18 protein-coding genes are annotated in these 18,637 nt (G+C 34.2%); 1 reads left to right on the forward strand and 17 read right to left on the reverse strand.

What is annotated here, in order from left to right:
• Nucleotides 1-160: 160 nt before the first annotated feature.
• Nucleotides 161-2,299, reverse strand: coding sequence for a hypothetical protein (locus OFN67_RS02600; protein WP_270868058.1), 2,139 nt, complete (start codon nt 2,297-2,299; stop codon nt 161-163).
• Nucleotides 2,296-2,958, reverse strand: a complete 663-nt coding sequence (locus OFN67_RS02605) for a hypothetical protein (RefSeq protein WP_270868059.1) — start codon at nt 2,956-2,958, stop codon at nt 2,296-2,298. Before OFN67_RS02605 ends, OFN67_RS02600 begins: the two co-directional genes overlap by 4 nt.
• 153 nt (nt 2,959-3,111) lie before the next feature.
• On the opposite strand from OFN67_RS02605, the gene OFN67_RS02610 reads away from it, so the two are divergent.
• A complete protein-coding gene (locus tag OFN67_RS02610; RefSeq protein ID WP_270868060.1) occupies nt 3,112-3,300 on the forward strand; it encodes a hypothetical protein in 189 nt (62 codons plus the stop codon).
• Nucleotides 3,301-3,506: 206 nt separating this feature from the next.
• On the opposite strand, the gene OFN67_RS02615 is transcribed toward OFN67_RS02610, so the two are convergent.
• The 15 genes from OFN67_RS02615 to galE are packed head-to-tail and all read right to left on the reverse strand — an operon-like array spanning nt 3,507 to nt 18,609.
• A complete protein-coding gene (locus tag OFN67_RS02615) occupies nt 3,507-4,094 on the reverse strand; it encodes an acetyltransferase (protein WP_270868061.1) in 588 nt (195 codons plus the stop codon).
• Nucleotides 4,081-4,686 (reverse strand): undecaprenyl phosphate N,N'-diacetylbacillosamine 1-phosphate transferase, encoded by a 606-nt coding sequence (gene pglC / locus OFN67_RS02620; protein WP_270868062.1) that lies wholly within the window; start codon nt 4,684-4,686, stop codon nt 4,081-4,083. Before pglC ends, OFN67_RS02615 begins: the two co-directional genes overlap by 14 nt.
• Nucleotides 4,679-5,806: a glycosyltransferase family 4 protein gene (locus OFN67_RS02625; protein WP_270868063.1), complete on the reverse strand. Its 1,128-nt coding sequence runs from the start codon at nt 5,804-5,806 to the stop codon at nt 4,679-4,681. Before OFN67_RS02625 ends, pglC begins: the two co-directional genes overlap by 8 nt.
• Nucleotides 5,807-6,058, reverse strand: coding sequence for a hypothetical protein (locus OFN67_RS02630; RefSeq protein ID WP_270866106.1), 252 nt, complete (start codon nt 6,056-6,058; stop codon nt 5,807-5,809).
• 1 nt (nt 6,059) lies between these two features.
• Nucleotides 6,060-8,231, reverse strand: coding sequence for an STT3 domain-containing protein (locus tag OFN67_RS02635; protein ID WP_270868064.1), 2,172 nt, complete (start codon nt 8,229-8,231; stop codon nt 6,060-6,062).
• Nucleotides 8,224-9,351, reverse strand: a complete 1,128-nt coding sequence (gene pglJ / locus OFN67_RS02640; protein ID WP_270868065.1) for an N-acetylgalactosamine-N,N'-diacetylbacillosaminyl-diphospho-undecaprenol 4-alpha-N-acetylgalactosaminyltransferase — start codon at nt 9,349-9,351, stop codon at nt 8,224-8,226. Before pglJ ends, OFN67_RS02635 begins: the two co-directional genes overlap by 8 nt.
• A gap of 9 nt (nt 9,352-9,360) precedes the next feature.
• Nucleotides 9,361-10,326, reverse strand: coding sequence for a glycosyltransferase family 2 protein (locus OFN67_RS02645; protein WP_270868066.1), 966 nt, complete (start codon nt 10,324-10,326; stop codon nt 9,361-9,363).
• Nucleotides 10,323-11,312: a glycosyltransferase gene (locus OFN67_RS02650; protein ID WP_270868067.1), complete on the reverse strand. Its 990-nt coding sequence runs from the start codon at nt 11,310-11,312 to the stop codon at nt 10,323-10,325. The genes OFN67_RS02645 and OFN67_RS02650 overlap by 4 nt, the downstream gene beginning before the upstream one ends.
• Entirely contained in the window at nt 11,309-12,376 is a 1,068-nt protein-coding gene (locus tag OFN67_RS02655; protein ID WP_270868068.1) for a glycosyltransferase family 4 protein, read from the reverse strand. The genes OFN67_RS02650 and OFN67_RS02655 overlap by 4 nt, the downstream gene beginning before the upstream one ends.
• Nucleotides 12,373-13,329, reverse strand: coding sequence for a glycosyltransferase family 2 protein (locus OFN67_RS02660; protein ID WP_270868069.1), 957 nt, complete (start codon nt 13,327-13,329; stop codon nt 12,373-12,375). The genes OFN67_RS02655 and OFN67_RS02660 overlap by 4 nt, the downstream gene beginning before the upstream one ends.
• The gene (locus OFN67_RS02665; RefSeq protein ID WP_270868070.1) at nt 13,329-14,378 is read right to left on the reverse strand and encodes a polysaccharide pyruvyl transferase family protein; all 1,050 of its coding nucleotides are present in this window, start codon (nt 14,376-14,378) and stop codon (nt 13,329-13,331) included. The genes OFN67_RS02660 and OFN67_RS02665 overlap by 1 nt, the downstream gene beginning before the upstream one ends.
• Nucleotides 14,375-15,643 carry a Coenzyme F420 hydrogenase/dehydrogenase, beta subunit C-terminal domain gene (locus tag OFN67_RS02670; RefSeq protein ID WP_270868071.1) on the reverse strand — a complete coding sequence of 423 codons (1,269 nt, stop codon included), beginning with the start codon at nt 15,641-15,643 and terminating at the stop codon, nt 14,375-14,377. Before OFN67_RS02670 ends, OFN67_RS02665 begins: the two co-directional genes overlap by 4 nt.
• Complete coding sequence (locus tag OFN67_RS02675) at nt 15,640-17,178, reverse strand: oligosaccharide flippase family protein (RefSeq protein WP_270868072.1); 1,539 nt, start codon at nt 17,176-17,178, stop codon at nt 15,640-15,642. Before OFN67_RS02675 ends, OFN67_RS02670 begins: the two co-directional genes overlap by 4 nt.
• Entirely contained in the window at nt 17,172-17,618 is a 447-nt protein-coding gene (locus OFN67_RS02680) for an acyltransferase (RefSeq protein WP_270868073.1), read from the reverse strand. Before OFN67_RS02680 ends, OFN67_RS02675 begins: the two co-directional genes overlap by 7 nt.
• Before the next feature lies 1 nt (nt 17,619).
• Entirely contained in the window at nt 17,620-18,609 is a 990-nt protein-coding gene (galE, locus tag OFN67_RS02685; RefSeq protein WP_270868074.1) for a UDP-glucose 4-epimerase GalE, read from the reverse strand.
• Nucleotides 18,610-18,637: the final 28 nt, after the last annotated feature.

Consider the following 18,637-nt stretch of genomic DNA (forward strand, 5'->3'; position numbering starts at 1 on the left):
CCGGCAATTTGTAAAAATTCTCTAAGAGTTAGCCGTATAGTGAGCCCTCGCCCACCAAATTTTTGCATTTATTAAATTTTAAATTTAATGAATAAAATAAGGATTAAATTTTACTTGTTTAACCATTAGGCGGGTAAGGATACCCAGCCTACGATACTTCTTAAAAATTAAATTGCCATGCAGGACCGTTTAATGATTCGTAAAATTCTCCTTGCGATAAAAACGAATTTATACTTTCGTCTTTATAAATTTGTTTGCAAATTTTCTCCTCATAATCTTTACCAAAATTTATAACCATAATCAAACCATCATATTCTGCTGTTACTACTTCAAAACAATCTTTACCATTTGTAAGAATTGAACCCAGCAAATTCCCATTCATAGTGTAACCAGTATAAGAAAATTTAAAATTTGTCATTTTATCTAACGAGTCGGCAAGTTCTTTATGCGTGTCATAATAAGCCTTAATATCGTTAAAAATTTTTTGAAACGAAACAACTATATCGTTTTCATTTATTTTTTTATTAGCTTTCATTGTTTTATTATTATTTCCCAAAATTTTTTGAATTTTATTATCTTCGTAATCACCTATTTTAGTAAAAGTAACTTTTTTTGTTTCATAACGCTTGTATCTATCACTATATTTAAATTCATCTTTCATTGAAAAATATCCACCCCATTCGTAATTTAAAACTTTATCTCCACCATGAGATAATGATGTCAAACCCATTCTCCAATCATTGCTATTTGGGGTTTTATATCTAATTGAAGTGCAAGTATATTCATCATCATAAAACTCACATTTTGTCGGCACAAATCTAATATTTTCTAGATTGTATTGCGTATTAGACTTATTAGCTTTAATCATACTAGTATCTTGCATAAAATAACAGTAATCATCGACACTTTTTGCTTTTGGAAATATGTCAAATTCATAAAATATAGATTCTTTTACTGGTTTTTCAAAATCAAAATTTGAAAAATTTAAGTCAGCTCTTAAATTTCCCCATATATCATAAACTTTACAATTAACAACATTATCTTCCAAAGAACATGTATAATTAGATAAACCACCATTTGCACCGTTATAGTAACATCCACGACTGCTAGAAGCAACTGGAAAAAGCATATTTATTAATTCAAACATTTTTTCATCATCTACCCAATCTTGTTGTTTGTAAATAATTTGTTCATTTTCATCAAATTTAGTTTTTGCCTTTTCTTTGTCTTTTTTAAAATTACTAAACGATCTATTTCTCGAGTCATAAACATTGATTTCTTTTATTTTTCCATCTTCAAATTTATTTTCCGATAAATAATCTCTATTCTCGTATCCATAATACGCATTTACATACTTTAAAACAGACACTTCTTTAACTCGTTTTGCTATATCTGTAAAATAAATTTCTCCATTATTTTTTCTTAAAAAATTACCCAATTCATCAAAATTTGTTTTATAAAATATTGTTCCTGCTATTTGATACCTATCTTTTGTAAAATAGCAAAGTATTTCATTGTTTTTCTCATAATCAAAACATTGCCATTCATCTGAATAAAATTTCTCTATCATTTCACTTTTATTATATTCTATGCAAAAAAATTTATCGCATCTTTTATGTATCTTTCCGTCCTCTTCATATAATTCATCTAGAATTATTACTTCATTTTCTGTTTTTTTAATACTCATTAAATTTCCATTTAAATAATAATTTTTATCTTCGGTTGAAGCACCTTGTTTAATCAATTCGCTTTGCAAATTTTTATTGTCATACCAATGTGTTTCTTTATACAAATCTTTACTGGTTATTTTTTCAAGCATTTTATTACCATTTTTGAAAAATTCCGTATCTGTTTTTTGTTCTAATGTTTTTTCGATATTTCTAGCCAATATTCCATTATCATAATATTCTTTATAAATAAATTCATCTTTTTCATTGGCAATACCCTCATATCTTATTGTTCCATCTAAAAAATATGCAATTTCATAACAAGGCTTGTCTATATCTCCGCTAAATTTACAACCTGTATATTTTTTGTGTTCTAAAATTTTTCCATTCAAATATATTATAGTTTCAACAGGGCTACCATGTTCAGCAATCATTTTCATGACTAACTCTCCATCTTCATCGTATGATTTTGAAATACCATGAGGTTTTCCATTTTTATCAACAGGCAATTCCATTTTTAACTTACCATTTTTGTGATATGATTTTACATAATCAGCCACATCGCTTGGTTGCCCGTCATCTCCGCAACCTATAAATATAAAAATTGTCAAAAAAATAAATATATTTCTCATTTTTCCAACTCCCTAATGAACTCTTTGTTATCTTTTAGAAAATTTTCAGTATTAGGATCTTTATAAAGCAATTTTAGAAAACCATAAACGGCATTATCTGGGATTTTAATCCACATTTTTATATTTTTTGTTTTGCATTTATCACAGAGCTTATTAGGATAACCAACAGTTGTATCATAAAGTCCTCTGGTATCCAAATCCCAACGAACCGCAATGATAAAATCTTCTTTTTCGGCAAAACTATTTTTTCCAAAAGCAACAACAAAATGGTTCAAATCAAAAATTTTTACAAATTTATTTTCTAAAAACAGCTCATGCTCATCGTCATCTTGCTTTACACTTTTGTATTTGTCAATAAGAATATTTTTTATATCTTCCCAATTATCATCATTTTCCAATAGTTTTAAAAAATCTTCGGCGAATTTATTTGATGGAAATTTAACCCATAGCCTACTAGGATTTTCGTAGCATGTGCAAGATTTACTAGGTGTTCCTATTTTTGCAGCTAAGTCATTTTTGCTTGTGTTTATTTTTTTCCAACACATAGCGTAAATTTCATTTTCACTAATATCGTCTATACCACTAGCGACTACAAATTGCCCATTATCAAACAATTTTGTTTTCTTATTATTTTTAAAAGGCCAATCTCTTACTCTCATCGTTCAATCCTTTTGTTTTTTTCATGTATTATACTAAATTTTTACTAAAAAACCTAATATTTATGCTTTTTAAAATAAAAATAGCTAAATGTTATGCTGTTAGATTTTAAAAACATTTTTTATAAGCTTTTTCACAAAAAAAGTAGGTGAAAAATGACGAAACGAGATATTGCAGGGTTTCTTGGTGTAAATGTGCAAACTTTGCGAAACTGGAAAAAGACTAGACCGAATTTATATCGCGTGATAATGCAAGGTTTGGCGATTGATGATATTATCGCTAAAAGCAAACAAAACCACGATGAACTCTGCAAAATAGCGAAAAAATTCGATAAAGAAAACTAAAATCTCACAAAATTTTACACTCGTTTGTATTTTTAAAATTGTCCTTTTTTGATAGAAAGTGTTTACGGTCATTAAGCCTTTGGTGCTTACTTAATCTCATTTCGTCCGCAATAAACTTCTCGCACAATTTATCCAAGTTATCACTATGAAATTTTTTGAAATAATAAATAGCAAATTTCACTTAATTTCATACGAAATTAAATTTATTAAATTCTTTTAATTATTCTCGCTGGGCTGCCGTAAGCTAGGCTAAATGGGGCGATATCTGAGATGATGACGCTTCCAGCCCCTATGTATGAGCCCTCGCCGATATTTATACCCTGAATCGCGCACGAGCCGATCCCAAGCCACACGCCACGCCCGATTTTGGTATTTCCAGCCACGCTCACGCGCGGGCAAATGTGGCTAAACTCGCCCACTACGCAATCATGCTCGATTACACAAGCTGAATTTAAAATCGCCCCGTCGCCGATAATCGCATCTGCATTTACCACGACATTTGGCATGATAACCACGCCACGCCCGATTTTAGCTGTGGGCGAAATCACGGCAGTTTCATGGATAAGTGTGGCTAGCTCAAATCCTGCTTCACTAACTTTTTTTTGCAAATTTGCTCTAATTTTATTATCGCCGATTGCGATTATAACGGGAAATTTCGGTAAATCAGGACTAAATTTTAACTCGCCGTTATCATCTAAAAAAATGATTTCTTTATAACCTGCGCTTTTTGCGACATCTGCTACGACCTTGCCATGACCGCTTGCGCCGTAAATATAAATTTTAGTTTTTTCCATTAAATTTCTCCGTTGTCGCCATGCCGTCTTTATTAACGCCGTCTTTTTTGATAACTTTTTTTATGGTTAAAAGTGCGATTTTCAAATCTAGCGCGAAACTTAAATTTTTAGCGTAAAAGCTGTCGAATTCAAACTTTTTCGCCCAGCTAATGGCATTTCGCCCATTTACTTGCGCCAACCCCGTTATGCCCGGTCGCACGCTGTGGCGAAGTTTTTGCTCTTCGTTGTAAAGCGGCAGGTATTCTACAAGCAAAGGTCTAGGTCCGATAAAACTCATATCGCCTTTTAGGACATTGAAAAGTTGTGGTAGTTCGTCCAAACTTAAAGCACGGATTTTTTTGCCGTATTCATTTAGGCGTAGTTCATCGCTTAAAAGTTTGCCGTTTGCGTCTCGCTCATCGCTCATAGTTTTAAATTTGTAAATTTTAAAAATTTTTTCGTCAAGCCCCGGCCTGGATTGCGTGAAAATCGCGCTTTTGCTTATGTTTTTGCGGATTAGACAATATGTTACAACCATAAGTGGCGAAGTCAAAATTATCAAAAAAAGTGCGCCAAAAAAGTCCAAAAATCGTTTGAAAAATGCCCTATACATCGATAAATTTCCTGTAAATTTCAATATATTTTTTCGCTATGATTTTCTCATCGTAGTTTTCGACCACCATTTTGCGCCCAGCTTGCCCCATTTTGCGCGCCAAACTCTCATTATCAAGTAGCATTTCAATCTTTCTAGCCAAGTCGCTCGCGTTTCTGGCCTTGCAGATTAGCCCATTTACGCCATCGCTCACAGCCTCGATACAGCCACTCACATCGCTTACCACGCAAGGCCTACTCATACTCATAGCCTCCAAAACGGTGCGCGGAAAGCCCTCTTTGTAGCTTGGAAGCACGAAAATATCGCACGCCTTATAAAGCGCCGCCACATCATCTCTCCACCCTAGCCAAACGACATTTCCAGAGCGCAAAAACGCCTCATCAGCCGAGCTTTTATTTCCCGCAAAAACATCGCCTGCGAAGACAAAACAAGCGTCTTTTCGCTCTTTTAAAATTTCAGCGGCTTTGTAAAATTCGGCAATTCCTTTATGCCACAGCGCACGACCGCTCATTAGCACGATTTTTTTGCCCTTTGTAATCTCAGGCAGGCTCGCGCGCTCGTGAGCGTTTTCGTCGAAAATTTCGCTATTTACGCCGACACTTTTAATGCGAAAAATTTTATTCTCGCTAATAAGTCCGTGAGAGAGCATATAATCAGGATCGGCGTCATTTACAAAAATACACCCATCACTTAACGCAAATGCCCTTTTATAGAGCATTTCAATGCTAAATTTGACCATGCGAGATTTAAGGTCAGTGTCGATATAAAAGCTTCCTAGCCCCTCGACTAAATTTAACACACGCGAAATTCCAGCCTTTTTGGCTGCAAATGTGCCAAAAACATTTGATTTGTGCGCCGAAGTTTGCAAAAAATCCAAATTTAACTCTTTTAAAATTCTAGCTAAATTTGCCGTATTTTGCGATACTTTGAGCGGATTTAGACTTGCTTTGTCTAAATCATAATTAACGCTAATAAATTCTTTTTCCAAATCCGCCGTATAATTTCCGCGTGGCGCTATCGCAAAAACCTCGTGACCAAGACGCTGTAACTCCCGCATAATGGGCGCTCTGAAAAAATAAATGCTCATATCAGAGTGTGAAAGGAAACCGAATTTCGCCATTTAATACGCCTTTAAATTTAAAGATAAATTTGCAAAACGATATGAGCCGTTGGCGAAGTTTGCAATTTCATAATTTTTAAAGAATTTTGCAATAGCGTAAAATTTAGTTACCAAAAACTTCGCCAACCCCCGCCTTGTCGCTGTGGCTACACCACAACGCGACTGCGGCGTTCGCTGCGGCTCGTCGCAAAGCAGTTTGCGACTTTTCGCCTTGCTCATATCAGAGTGTGATAAAAAACCAAATTTCGCCATTTTATTTCTTTAATCTATAAACTTTCACAGCTGGGCTTATGACCACAGGCTCGAAAAGATCGCTTTTATAGCGTTCGAGCACAAAAAGCTGAATATAGGTCGAATTTAGCATTTCTCTATCAAGCAACAAAAATCTACCATAATCCTTCATATAAATTATCGAAAATTGCGCCGAACTATCGACTTTGATCTCTTTGACTTCGAGTTTGCCACTAGCGTTGTGGCTGGTTTCAAAAAATGTATTTATCGGAAATTTATTGCCCTCAGCCTCTATGCTAAGCAAGTTATTTGCGATTTTGATACCATTATCCATAGTTATACCGCTCTCATCTTGCCAAAACCTCTCACTAGCAATGAAAATTTTATCTTTTTTCATTTTGCCTGTGGTTATGTCGATGTTTGAAAACTGCGACACGGTCGAGAGTATGCTCATCATGCGATCTGGTAAGACATAATAAATATCGCGCGTTTTGGCTGGTGTTTTGAAATCTGGCAGGCTTAAATTTAGCAAAAACGCATTGAAATCATCGAGCTTGTAATCAGCTAAAATTTGCTTTATTTTATTTGGAAATTTCTCGGTGAAATTTCGCTCTGTATATTCGACATCTACGCGCGCCATGTGCGCTGAGCTGTATTGATCAGCCAAAAGCGCGAAGCTTACCGGGTAGTTGTCGTTGCCTAGGTGCTTACCTCCGTCGATTAGGGTTTTGACATCGGAATAATACCTTATGACATAGCCATAATCCCACCACGCAAGCGCGTAATCCTCGCGATCGGCGATAGTTTTGAGCTTGTCTAAAACCTCAACCTCGCTTTTGAAAAAGACAGTTTCGACGGTGTATGCTTTGATGTGTTGCCACGCCGGATAAAGTGCCAAAATAGTTAAGGCTAGCAAGATAATACGACCGGCAAATTTTGGCAAATTTAGCCGTTTTACCGAAAAATACAAAATATACCCAAAGCTTAGCCCCATTACGCCCACAGCATAAATGGTAAATCTAAGCCCAGCTTTGTTTGCTGCAAAGCCCAAAAGCAAAAGTGGCAGTGAGAGCAAAAACTCTTTGTGCCTAAAACACAGCACCGCGTATCCCACGCACGCCACCACGAAGACAATCACGCTCGAACTGATTCGGCGCATGAAGACCTCTTTTGGCACCAGACCGCTTTCTTGGATAGTTTGATTGACATTAAAAAAGTGAAAAACCGTGTCAGGATTGTCCGCGAGTGAGCGGAAAATATAAAATTTAGCCTGGAAAATAATCGGATTTAATCCGCCGCAATAAACAAAAATCGCAAAAACTAAAATTCCCACGCCAAGCAAAATTCTAAAATTTACAAGCTCTTTTTTGTATGCAAAAAGATAAAAAATCGCCAAAAAAAGCAAAATTTTAGCATATAAATTGAACATACAAATCGCTAGCAAAAATATAATTATTGCTTCGTAATTCACCAAATTTTTGCGCGCAAAAATCAGCGTATAAAGCACTAGCGCGCCTAACATCATCGCATTTAGCGAAAAGCTAGATGGATACCACCACAGATAAAAAATCCCAAATGCGCCTGTAAAAAACAGCGCCCTAGCATCGCCTTTGGTGCAGACCCTAATAAACGCCCACAAGATAAACATCGGCAAGACGATATTTAGCATATCGGTATCATAATACCCAGCCATTGTGCGGTTGTAGTAGCTGTTTGCCACGCAAGCAACTAGCGCGCCGATAAATCCAGCCCTAAGGGCGCGGAATTCAGCCGAAATGAGCAAAATCGGCACGACGATAAGCGATGAAAAAACAACCGGCATATACAAAAATAGGCTTTCTAGCGAAAATGGCGTAATCTGCGCTAATAATGCAGTTAGCTTGGCTAAGGGAAAATCAATGTAGCTTAAATCATTTTGTTGATGAAATCCAGCCAAATAATCCCTTGTCCCCTCAGCAAACGCATATCCGTCGTTTGTGTTGATCATGATTTGATTATTCCACGAAAGTATGTGAGAGTATTCACTCGCCCAATACACCCAATACAGCCTAAAAATCACGCTCACGCCGTAAGCTAAAACAATCAAAATTAACAAATGTTTGGAGAGTTCAAAATTTTTAATAAATTTAAAAACGCCACCTTTTTGTTGTGGCAAATTTCCCCCGTTTTGCGTGTTTTGCGCGCTATTATTCACCCCTATATCCTTTGTCGATTTCTTCAATTTTTAAGATTAAATCTTTGCTTATCTTTTTTTTGTCAAAAAAAGCGGCTCTTATTTTAGCCTTTTTTTCATAAATTTTTACAAATTCAGGCTCATCGATCGCTTTTTGCATAGCTTTTATCGTGCCCTCTTCATCATTTACGCCGACTAAAACGCCCCACTCATCATCACCCAAAAGCTCTCTTGCGCCACTTTGATGATCGCTTGAAATAACGAGTTTTCCACACGCCAAAGCTTCGATTAGCGCATTTGAAAAGCCCTCAAAAAGGCTAACGAAAACGAAAGCATAGCATTTTGACATATATTTATAAGGATTGTTATCAAAACCGAGCAATTTTACGCGACTAGCTAAATTTAGCTCGTTTATTAAATTTTGTAAATGCTCTCTTAAAACGCCATCTCCTAAAATCAGCAAATCTTTATCACAATTTTTAAGCTTTGCATAAGCACGAATCAAAAGCTCGTGATTTTTTCCAGCATCAAGTCTGCCAACACTTAGGAAAAACGGCTTTTTTTGTTCTACCTGCTCACAGGCTTTTTGCGCGATTTCGTCTAAATTTAGCGCATTGTATAAAACACCCATTTTAGCGGGATTTATACCAAAATTATCACGCAAATCACACAAATTCCCAAACGAATTTGGATAGATAAAATCTGCTTTCGGATAGAGCCATTTAAGCAAAAATTTGCTGATTTTCGATTTGAAATTCGGCTCCTTATAAAGCATGCTTGGCGTAGAACACTCGTTAATGATGAGTGGTTTTTTATCCCCAAAAATTCGCGCAAAACCAGCCACATAACAAGGGCGATTCATCCAGACAAAGTGAATATCAATGCCTAATCTTTTGCATAAATTTTTATATTTTAGCCCTAAAAATGGTAGTTTGATTAGCTTTTTTAAGCCATTTTCAAAAGGGGCTGATTTTTCTATGAAATGCACCTGCACCGAATTTGGAATTTCATAAAAAATCCTATCGTTCATCAAAATCAAATGCACTTCGTAAGCCTTGCAAAGTTCTGGCAGAAGATTACTCACAACCCGCTCAGCCCCACCACCGGCCATAGAATAAATAAATACGCTTAGTTTTTTCATCGCTTCACCTTAAATCTTTTTATAAATTTTATAAACCACTTCAAACAGTTTTGGGTGAATATAGTATAAAATCAGTTTTTTCCCAAAATTGCCTTGTTTGAGTGCAAATTTAAGATTTAAATTTTGCCTTATAAATTTATAAAATTCTGCTATTTTAAATCTATATTTTTCATTTTCTGGTTGAAAAATTTTCTCTGTTGCAACTAACATTGTTAAACACATTTTATATTTTGCAAATCCTTTTAAATTTGGATATTTTTTTTCGAGTAAATCTGTAAATTTGGCTGTATTTTTGATAATAGAAAAAAATCTATCATTTAAAATTTGCGTTGTCGAATTTACATTTTTTCTATAAAAATAAATGCTTTTATTGCTTGTTGCTATTTTTTGCGTGTTATTAAAAATTTCAAACCAAATCGCCACATCTTCATGAATTTCACCAGCCGGAAAACGCAAATTTGCAAAAATATCTCTATGAAACAAACATCGCCAAACAGCAGTTATAAAATAACTATCCCCAATACAGCTTCCCATAAAAATATCTTCTTTATTTAAAATTTTCTCATTTTTATTTTCATCTTTGAAAGTTGAAATTTCAGCAATTTGAGTAAATTCTTTGTAATTAGCCATTGAAATTTTTGTATTGAATTTTTGTATCAAATCAAATAGCGAACTAATGTAATCGTCGATAATCAAATCATCACTATCTGCAAATGCAATATATTCGCCACTAGCAATATTTAGGGCGTTATTTCTAGCCACAGCTTGACCTGAGTTTTTTTGGTGCATTACCTTTATGCGACTATCACGCAGTGAGAATTCGTCGCAAATTTCGCCACTTTTATCTGTGCTTCCGTCATCGACTAAAATAATTTCTAAATTTGTATAAGTTTGCGAAATTACAGAATTTAAGCAATCATGCAAAAAATTTTCGACATTATAAACGGGGATTATTACTGAAATTAGTGGTTTCATCGCACAGCCTTGACTGCTTTATAAAACGCTTTTAAAAGCTTTGGCGAGATATAAAAAAGTATCATCATAACGATTTTATAAGCTTTATTTGGTATCAAAAAATATGTTAAATTTAAATTTTTTCGCACGAATTTATGAAGCTCGTCAATTTCGTTTTTAAATTCATCTGCTTTGTTTGCCCTAATGATATTAAAGGCTGTATTTAGGGCATTGTTGCACTGCGAAGCAATTGCTTTTTTAGCTAATTTTGGATAAGCCCTGGCTACACTATTTGTGTATTTTCTGACATTTTCAACTATGACTAAATGTTTTTTCGAAAAAGAATTAACAATAGAACCTTCTCTAACTCTATAAAAATATAAATTTTTATAAGTTACTGCCGTTGGCGAATAGTTAAAAATATCAAACCAAATTGCCACATCTTCGTAAATTTTTCCCATAGGAAAACGCAAATTCGCCCAAATTTCTTTTGAATACAGTGCTTTCCAAATTCCTATACCAAAAAATAAGTCTCTATTTAAATTTTTTTCAAAAATACTTTCTTGATTTAACTTTTCATCTTTTGAAATTTTTAAATTTGATTGCAAAATTTCTTCTATTTGTTCTTTTTTTGTAAAATTCTTATATCCACACATTGCAATAGCCGTATTATATTTATTTACTAAATCAAAAAGTATTTTTATAAAATCTTGATCAATAATATCATCGCTATCAACAAAACTTACATATCTACCTCTTGCTATATCAAGCCCAGCATTTCTAGCACTACTCAAACCTCCATTTTGTTTATGAATAACTTTTATACGATTATCTTGCGTGGCAAATTCATCGCAAATTTCGCCGCTTTTATCCGTGCTTCCGTCATCGACTAAAATAATTTCTAAATTTGTATAAGTTTGCGAAATTACAGAATTTAAGCAATCATGCAAAAAATTTTCGACATTATAAACGGGGATTATTACTGAAATTAATAGATTTTCGTTCATTTTTTCTCCAAAGTTAAATTAATAAAATCTACCCATTTTTTACAAATATTTTCAGCCAAAAAATCATTTCGTCTTAAATTCGCATTTTTTATAAATTCTTCTTGCAAATTTTCATCACGCATTAAAATTTCTAATTTTTCCGCCACGCCCTTTTCATCGCCCACTTCGCATAAAAAGCCGTCTTTGCCACTTTCTATAAGTTCGCTAGGACCCGCTATGCAGTCTGTGGAAATCCTAGCAATATCAAAATAAATGCTTTCCATTAAGATATTGCAAAATCCCTCTTGTGTGCTGGTTACCGCTATAATCTTTGCTTTTGCGTAGTATTCGTGCAGGTTGCTTACAAAGCCCACAAAATCGATATTTAAATTTAGCTCATTAGCTAAATTTTGTAAATTTTCTCTCTCACTTCCGTCCCCTGCAATGACGATTTTCCAGCCTTTTAAAAGCTTACTATCCACCAAATTTAGGGCTTTTAAAAATGTTTTAAAATCTTTATGCGGTATCAACCTGCCTGCACTTAAAATTAAATTTTCTTTTTTAAACCCAGAAATTTCTGGTATTTCAAACATAGGATTTGGCATAATGGTGCGATTTTTGACATAAGGGTATCGCTCATAATCATACTTCGTAAGCACCGTTAAGCCGTCCGCAAAAGGGTAAGTTAGTCGTCTTAGCACTCGCCAAAACCCTTGCAAAAAATTATAATTTATGTGTTCTGTTATGATGATTTTTTTACCAACGCCAAAATTTGCAAGTAGTGTTAAAATATTTGTATTATCCAAAAATGATATTACGATGTCTGCATCGCTGTTTTTAAGCTCATTTCTTAGGGCGAAAATTTTGCCAAATCGTTTTTTTATGTTGCCAAAAAATCCTAAATTTCCAACGCCTAGATTTAAATTTTTTATTTCGATTTTTTGCGAAAATTCATAAAACGGCTCATCGCTATCAAATTTTAAAATTTTAATTTCATAGTCTTTTACAAAATGATTTGCCAAAACCTGTAAAACTCGCTCAGCTCCGCCCTTACCAAGAGCCGAGATTACAAATAGTATTTTCATTTTTTGAATTTTTCCTTTATTTTGCTTCTTAAAGTCAAAAGACAACTTAAATTTGAGTGTAAAAATACAATAAGTTTAAACTTAAATGGTAGGCTTTTTTCTTTATAAACCAAGCTTTGCAGTTTTCTGAGCTCTCTTATATAAAGCTTGTTAAATTCTGCATTTTTTTTGTCGCTTCTAGAATAATAAATCAAATCTATAAGTCTTGCTGCCTTTGCTAACTGTGCATTTTGCACCAAATTTGGATTATTTTTTTTAACATAATCTATAAATCTATCGCAAACAAGCAAAAGCGAGTGATGTTTTTGGTTGAAATTGGAATGTATTACAGATGTGGTTGAAACGCGGTAATTGTAGCTGGCGTTTCCACCAAATACAACCTCTTTTGAGTTTAAAAACGCTTTCCACATAAAGCTAAAATCCTCTCCTACTTTCTCATCTGCTAAAAATCTAATATTTTTCACTATGTCGGTTTTAAAAATTTTATTCCAAATAGACCAACTAAAATAGCCACTTTTTGGAGTTCTGCGCTCCGTTAGGATATATTTTAGGGCATATTCGCCATTAAATTTAAATTCAGCCATTTTGCCGTTCATTGGCACACAAACAATATCGGTGTTGTCATTAAGTAAATTTACCATATTTGAAATATGATTTTTTTCGATAGTATCATCACTATCTACAAAGGCTATAAATTCACCACTTACAATGTTAAGAGCATTATTTCGTGCTACGCTTACGCCACCGTTTTTTTGATGAAGCACTTTGATACGACTATCTTGTGCGGCAAATTCGTCGCAAATTTCGCCACTTTTATCCGTGCTTCCGTCATCGACCAAGATGATTTCTAAATTTTTATAATTTTGATTTATAACTGAATTTAGACACTCATCTAAATACTGTTCGACATTATAAATGGGGATTATGACCGAGATTAATGGATTTTGGCTCATCATTTCTCCAAATTCGAAATTATAAAATTTTTAGAAAATTCTTTTTGTTCGAGTAAAATTTGATTTACTCGTTCATAGTCGATTTTTTTATCCAAATTTATATCTTCGCTCGAATTTATAATTCTATCTTTTAACTCAAACATTTCAAAAAGCGATTCAAGTCTAGCATTTCCACGCGCTTCATTAACAAAAGCAAAAAATGGTTTATTGAAAATTATCGAAAAAACGCACCCATGAAAGCTATCTGTGATGACAAATTTCGCTTTTGCGATAGAGCTTATCCACTTTTCTATACTTATGCGATTAGCCTTATCATTTACCTCACAAACACCCAAATTTTCACGCTCCGAAACTTCTCGTAAAATTTGGCTAGTTTTTTCATTACTATCTAAAATATAGGCAAAAATTTTATTTTCAGCTTCTGTTTGGCTAAGAAATTTTTCATAAATTTTTTTGTCTGCTAGAAGCGTGGGGTCTAACACCCATTTTGCTTCTACGCCAAAATGCTTTTTGCAAAGCTCCACACCACTTTTTTCACGCACAGATACGACCTTAAATTTATCAAAAACGCTTTTTAATTTTTCTAAATTTTCAGCTTGTTTTGAACCAAAACTTCCTGCGTAGATGATTTTTTTAAATTTATCATCGCATTGCAAAAGGCAGGTTTCGTAATCGTCAAAAGCCCAGTATCTAGGACGCAAAACCTGATCGCTACCTAGCACAATTGCGTCAAATTGCTCTTTTTCCAAGACATTGTTAAAATTTGAAAGCTCCAAAATATCGTCTGTAAGATTTAGATTGTTGCTGATAAATTTGGCGGTATCGGCTAGATAAACAGGTTGAAATTTGATATTTTTATATTTTTTAAATTTAATTATTTTTGCGGCTAAAAATTTACAAAATGCCATAGAAATGTATTTTCTACGATTTTTTAATCTAAAAATTTTCGCCTCATACCCAAAGCTTTTAAGTGCTTCTTGCATAGCATAGGCTTGCAAAATTCCACCGTAATTATTTATCAAAGGCAAAGTAAAAATCGCTATTTTCATTTGATTACCCCTAAAATTCGCAAAATTTTGCCCTTAATTCTACCAGGCAAACTAAAAATTTTAATTAACTTGCTGATTTTTTTCATTTTTGCTACGATGAATTCTTCGCAGTCATAATTTTCATTGCTGTATCGTTGAATTTCAAGTTTTGTGTTTAAAATTGTCTTTTTTATTGGATTTTGTGCGCCAAAATAGACTTCGTTTTTTGAATTTACTTGTGAAATTTGAGATTTATGAACCAAATTCGGTTCAATAAATTTACAAAATTCGCTAGAACTCTTAAAAATTTCATCAAGTTCTTCATTGCGAGTAATCACAAGCGAAGTGCCACGAAAATCTTTCATTTTATCACCAAGCCACGCATCCATTAGCACAGCGTCTGCACATTTTGCAAAAACATCAGTGCAAGCATTGCAAGCAAATGGCGTAAAAGCCCTACTGCCCCAATAATAAAATGGGCTTGTGCTTCTATCATCGTAAGCTACTGCGCCGTTTTCGTCTGTAAATTTGAAGCTAAATTGTATTGCATTTTTTCCTTCGATTTTTTCCCTGAAATTAACTCTTTTTAATTTTACATTTTTTCGTTCAAAGCTTAAATCAGCTAATTTTTTTGCGAAATTTGCGCTTTTACCCTGACCGCAAACAAGTCCGATTATAAATTTAACTCGTTTGCGAAGTTTTGGATTTTTTGCCATTGCAAGTCGCAGAGCCTTGGCAAAACACGGCAAAGCACTAATGGCAAATCTAGCGTCATTTTGCAAAATAAATTTAATCATACTTTCCAAATTTAGCGGATAATACGCACTGGATTTTGTCTTTTCTAGCTCATCGGCATTTTTTATAACTTCAAATTTAAAAAGTTCGTAATCCACGCTCACAGCGCAAATTGCGTAATCAATCAAATCTTTTTCAAATAGGTTTTTAAATATAAAATGTCCAGCACCGCCACTAGCTGAGCTTATGCGTTCTTTTTCATCAAGTTTATAAAATTCATACGAATTTAAAAATCTACCAAAATCTTGTTTAACGCTAGGCAAATTTGCAAAAATTTGTGAATTCAGCTCATTTTCGCCCAAATCCTTTTCATAAAAGGGGCAAACTTTCATACAAATATCGCATTTTGGATTACAGCCGTCTTTTTCAAAAGCTTGGTAATGTGCATTTGTGCCAAAATCCATATAAAGCACATTGCTTGGGCAAAGTCCAGCACAAACACCACAACCGATACAACGATCTTTTGCGACAACACCACTTATGATATTCAAAATTTACTCCTTATTTTTGCAAAAGCGTTCGAAAAAATAGCCTTTTCGTAATCGTTCATATTTAACTTAAATGCTACAATGGCGTAAATCGCCGTGTAAATTCCACCACAAACTAGCAAATACGCTACTCCATTTAAATTTAACTTCCAAATCAAAGGCAAAATTATAATCACAGGAATTAAAAATATCACAAACATTTTTAAAATATTTTTCCAAAATTTAACCATATTTAGACCGATTTTAAAATGATAGTAAAAATTCATTATAATTATATTTAAAACAATTAGCGAAAATGCCGTTCCTATCGCACTTCCGATACCCCCATACATTTTAGCTAACGGAATAGAAATGGCAATATTTACAAAAGTCATCAAAAATGCCACAACGGCACGAAATTTAAATTTATTTTTTGCTTGCAAAATCGCAAGACCTAAATTTTGCACCAAAGGCACACTAACTGGAATTACCAAAATAATAGCTATATAATACGAAATTTCATACTCACGCCCAGCCCAAAGCATAATAAATTCACGCCCAAAAAGAATTGTTAACGAACAGATAAAAAATATTATATAAAATTGAAGTCGCCCGACTTTTATAAATTCATTTGTAAGTTCATCGTTACTAGAATTTGCCGAAACCATTTTTGAAATTTTTGGAAGCATTACACCACTAATCGTGCCTGAAAGCGTTAAAAACATAGTATTTACTGAATTTGCCACAGCATAAAGTGATACTGCCGTCGTCCCTGCAACCACGCCTAAAATAAAATTATCCACATGCCAATTTACTTGATCTACAATCATCCCTAAAAATATAAAAAATGAGTATGCAAAAATCTCTTTTAGCGTGATTTTATCGAAATTTGCCACGCTAATTTCTGGATTTATTTTTTTCTTGCAAAAAATATAAATACTCAAAATAGCAAATAAATTTATAAGTGATAAAATCACCACAATTGAGATGGATTTATAGCCCAAAAGTAAAATAGGAATAGCTAAAATAGGTAACAAAAGCGTTTTTAAAATTCTCAAAATTTTTAAAAATATAAAATTTTCATAAGCTGTCAAAATAGATGAGTAAATACTAAAAGGAAAGCTTAAAACCAAATTAAAAGTAAGCAAGGCGAACATAATTTTAAGCTTTTTAATTTCTTCTAAATTTAACTTTTCGCCAAAAATTTGCGAAGCGAAAAATATCAAAACTAGCCCTACTATGAGGCTAATCGCACTCATCGCCAAATATATGCTAAAAATCGTTCCGTGAAGTTTTTTCTCTTTTTCTGTTTCGCCACTTGCGATATATTTTGCGGTATAAACCACAATCGCATTTCCAAAACCAAGATCCAATATCGCTAAATACCCAATCACGCTACTTGCAAGTGAAAAAAGTCCATATTCGCCCTGTCCTAACGCTCGTAAAAAAAACGGCGTATAGACAAACATTAAAATAGTTGAAATAAAAATATCGATATATGATAGCCCGACAGCAACTTTGCGTTGCGTAGCAGGAGGAGCATTAAAAAAATTTACCATTTATTTTTAATTTTAACTTTTTCCAAATACTCATCCAGCGTGCTCACCACACAAGCAGGACTACCAAATGCTAGCGAGTTTGAAGGGATATCTTTTGTTACAAGAGAACCAGCACCGATAACAACATTATCGCCAATGCTAACGCCTGGCATTATTAGACTTCTAGCGCCAATAAAAACTCTATTTCCAATCTTAACAGGTGCAGTTTTGGTTCGCCCTAAAAACATCTGTGTGCTAGCATCGTGAGCTAAAATATAAACCTGTGGAGCCAAAGTCACATTATCGCCAATCTCAATTAAATGGCAATGATGCGGATCTAAAACAACATTTGTTTGCCTGGCAAAATTTTTACCAACTTTCATACCACGAGAGATAAGCCAATCTGTGCTTACCTCACCACGCAAACGATTTATAAAATTTCTAATCTTTTTTAATATCAATTTAAATCTTCTTTTCCCAATTTAGCGCACTTTGGATTATCTCATCTAAATCCTCGTGGCATGGAACCCATGTTGTTTGGAAGCGAATTTTTGAAGCATTTGAGATTAGACAAGCTGGATCGCCCTCGCGGCGTGGCGCGATTTCAACCGCAAAATCCACTCCACTTACCTTTTTAGCCTCGCTGATGACCTCTTTGACGCTAAATCCAGTGCCATAGCCCACATTAAAGACATTGCTATCGTTGGTTTGCAAGTATTCTAGCACCGCTAAATGCGCACTCGCGAGATCCTCGACATGGATATAGTCCCTGATACAAGTGCCGTCTTTGGTGTCGTAATCATCGCCGAAAATATACATTTTATCGCGTTTGCCAGTGATTGTTTGGGTTGCAATTTTGATTAAGTGAGTGGCGTTTGGATAGTTTTGACCGATTAGTCCGTCGCTTGACGCGCCCGCGACATTGAAATAGCGCAAAATTCCAAATTTAAAATCCTTGTTCGCAGTGGCTGTATCTTTTAGTATCCACTCGACCATAAGCTTGCTTTTGCCATACGGATTTATCGGAGCTTGCGGGCTTTCCTCGGTTACTTTGCCGTTTTCTGGCTCGCCATAAGTCGCCGCTGTGGAGCTGAAAATGAAGTTTTTCACGCCGTATTTTTGGCAAAGCGCAATTAAATTTATCGCGTTTGCAGTGTTGTTTAGATAGTATTTTATCGGGTTTTTCACACTCTCGGCAACCTCGATAAATGCTGCGAAATGGATAATCGCGTCAAATTTTCCTTTTTTAAAAATTTCCTCGATTACCGGCAAATTTTCCAAATTTTCTTTGATAAATTCAAACTCACCCACGCTTTTAAGCGCGTCGATTGCCTTCATTGAGCCTTTGCAAAGATTATCGACAACCACGATTTCATGGCGATTTGATTCTAAAAGTTGCTTTAAAACATGTGAGCCGATGTATCCAGCGCCACCTGTAACTAAAATTTTCATATCATTTTCCTTTTAAAAAAATTTTTTG

The organism is Campylobacter sp. JMF_11 EL3 (assembly GCF_027736965.1).
Lineage (GTDB): Bacteria > Campylobacterota > Campylobacteria > Campylobacterales > Campylobacteraceae > Campylobacter_B.

Excerpts from the sequence above, each read along its gene's own strand:
- OFN67_RS02600 (WP_270868058.1), bottom strand. The coding sequence starts at position 2,299 with ATGAGAAATATATTTATTTTTTTGACAATTTTTATATTTATAGGTTGC.
- OFN67_RS02605 (WP_270868059.1), bottom strand. The coding sequence starts at position 2,958 with ATGAGAGTAAGAGATTGGCCTTTTAAAAATAATAAGAAAACAAAATTG.
- OFN67_RS02610 (WP_270868060.1), top strand. The coding sequence starts at position 3,112 with ATGACGAAACGAGATATTGCAGGGTTTCTTGGTGTAAATGTGCAAACT.
- OFN67_RS02615 (WP_270868061.1), bottom strand. The coding sequence starts at position 4,094 with ATGGAAAAAACTAAAATTTATATTTACGGCGCAAGCGGTCATGGCAAG.
- pglC (WP_270868062.1), bottom strand. The coding sequence starts at position 4,686 with ATGTATAGGGCATTTTTCAAACGATTTTTGGACTTTTTTGGCGCACTT.
- OFN67_RS02625 (WP_270868063.1), bottom strand. The coding sequence starts at position 5,806 with ATGGCGAAATTCGGTTTCCTTTCACACTCTGATATGAGCATTTATTTT.
- OFN67_RS02630 (WP_270866106.1), bottom strand. The coding sequence starts at position 6,058 with ATGGCGAAATTTGGTTTTTTATCACACTCTGATATGAGCAAGGCGAAA.
- pglJ (WP_270868065.1), bottom strand. The coding sequence starts at position 9,351 with ATGAAAAAACTAAGCGTATTTATTTATTCTATGGCCGGTGGTGGGGCT.
- OFN67_RS02645 (WP_270868066.1), bottom strand. The coding sequence starts at position 10,326 with ATGAAACCACTAATTTCAGTAATAATCCCCGTTTATAATGTCGAAAAT.
- OFN67_RS02650 (WP_270868067.1), bottom strand. The coding sequence starts at position 11,312 with ATGAACGAAAATCTATTAATTTCAGTAATAATCCCCGTTTATAATGTC.
- OFN67_RS02655 (WP_270868068.1), bottom strand. The coding sequence starts at position 12,376 with ATGAAAATACTATTTGTAATCTCGGCTCTTGGTAAGGGCGGAGCTGAG.
- OFN67_RS02660 (WP_270868069.1), bottom strand. The coding sequence starts at position 13,329 with ATGAGCCAAAATCCATTAATCTCGGTCATAATCCCCATTTATAATGTC.
- OFN67_RS02665 (WP_270868070.1), bottom strand. The coding sequence starts at position 14,378 with ATGAAAATAGCGATTTTTACTTTGCCTTTGATAAATAATTACGGTGGA.
- OFN67_RS02675 (WP_270868072.1), bottom strand. The coding sequence starts at position 17,178 with ATGGTAAATTTTTTTAATGCTCCTCCTGCTACGCAACGCAAAGTTGCT.
- galE (WP_270868074.1), bottom strand. The coding sequence starts at position 18,609 with ATGAAAATTTTAGTTACAGGTGGCGCTGGATACATCGGCTCACATGTT.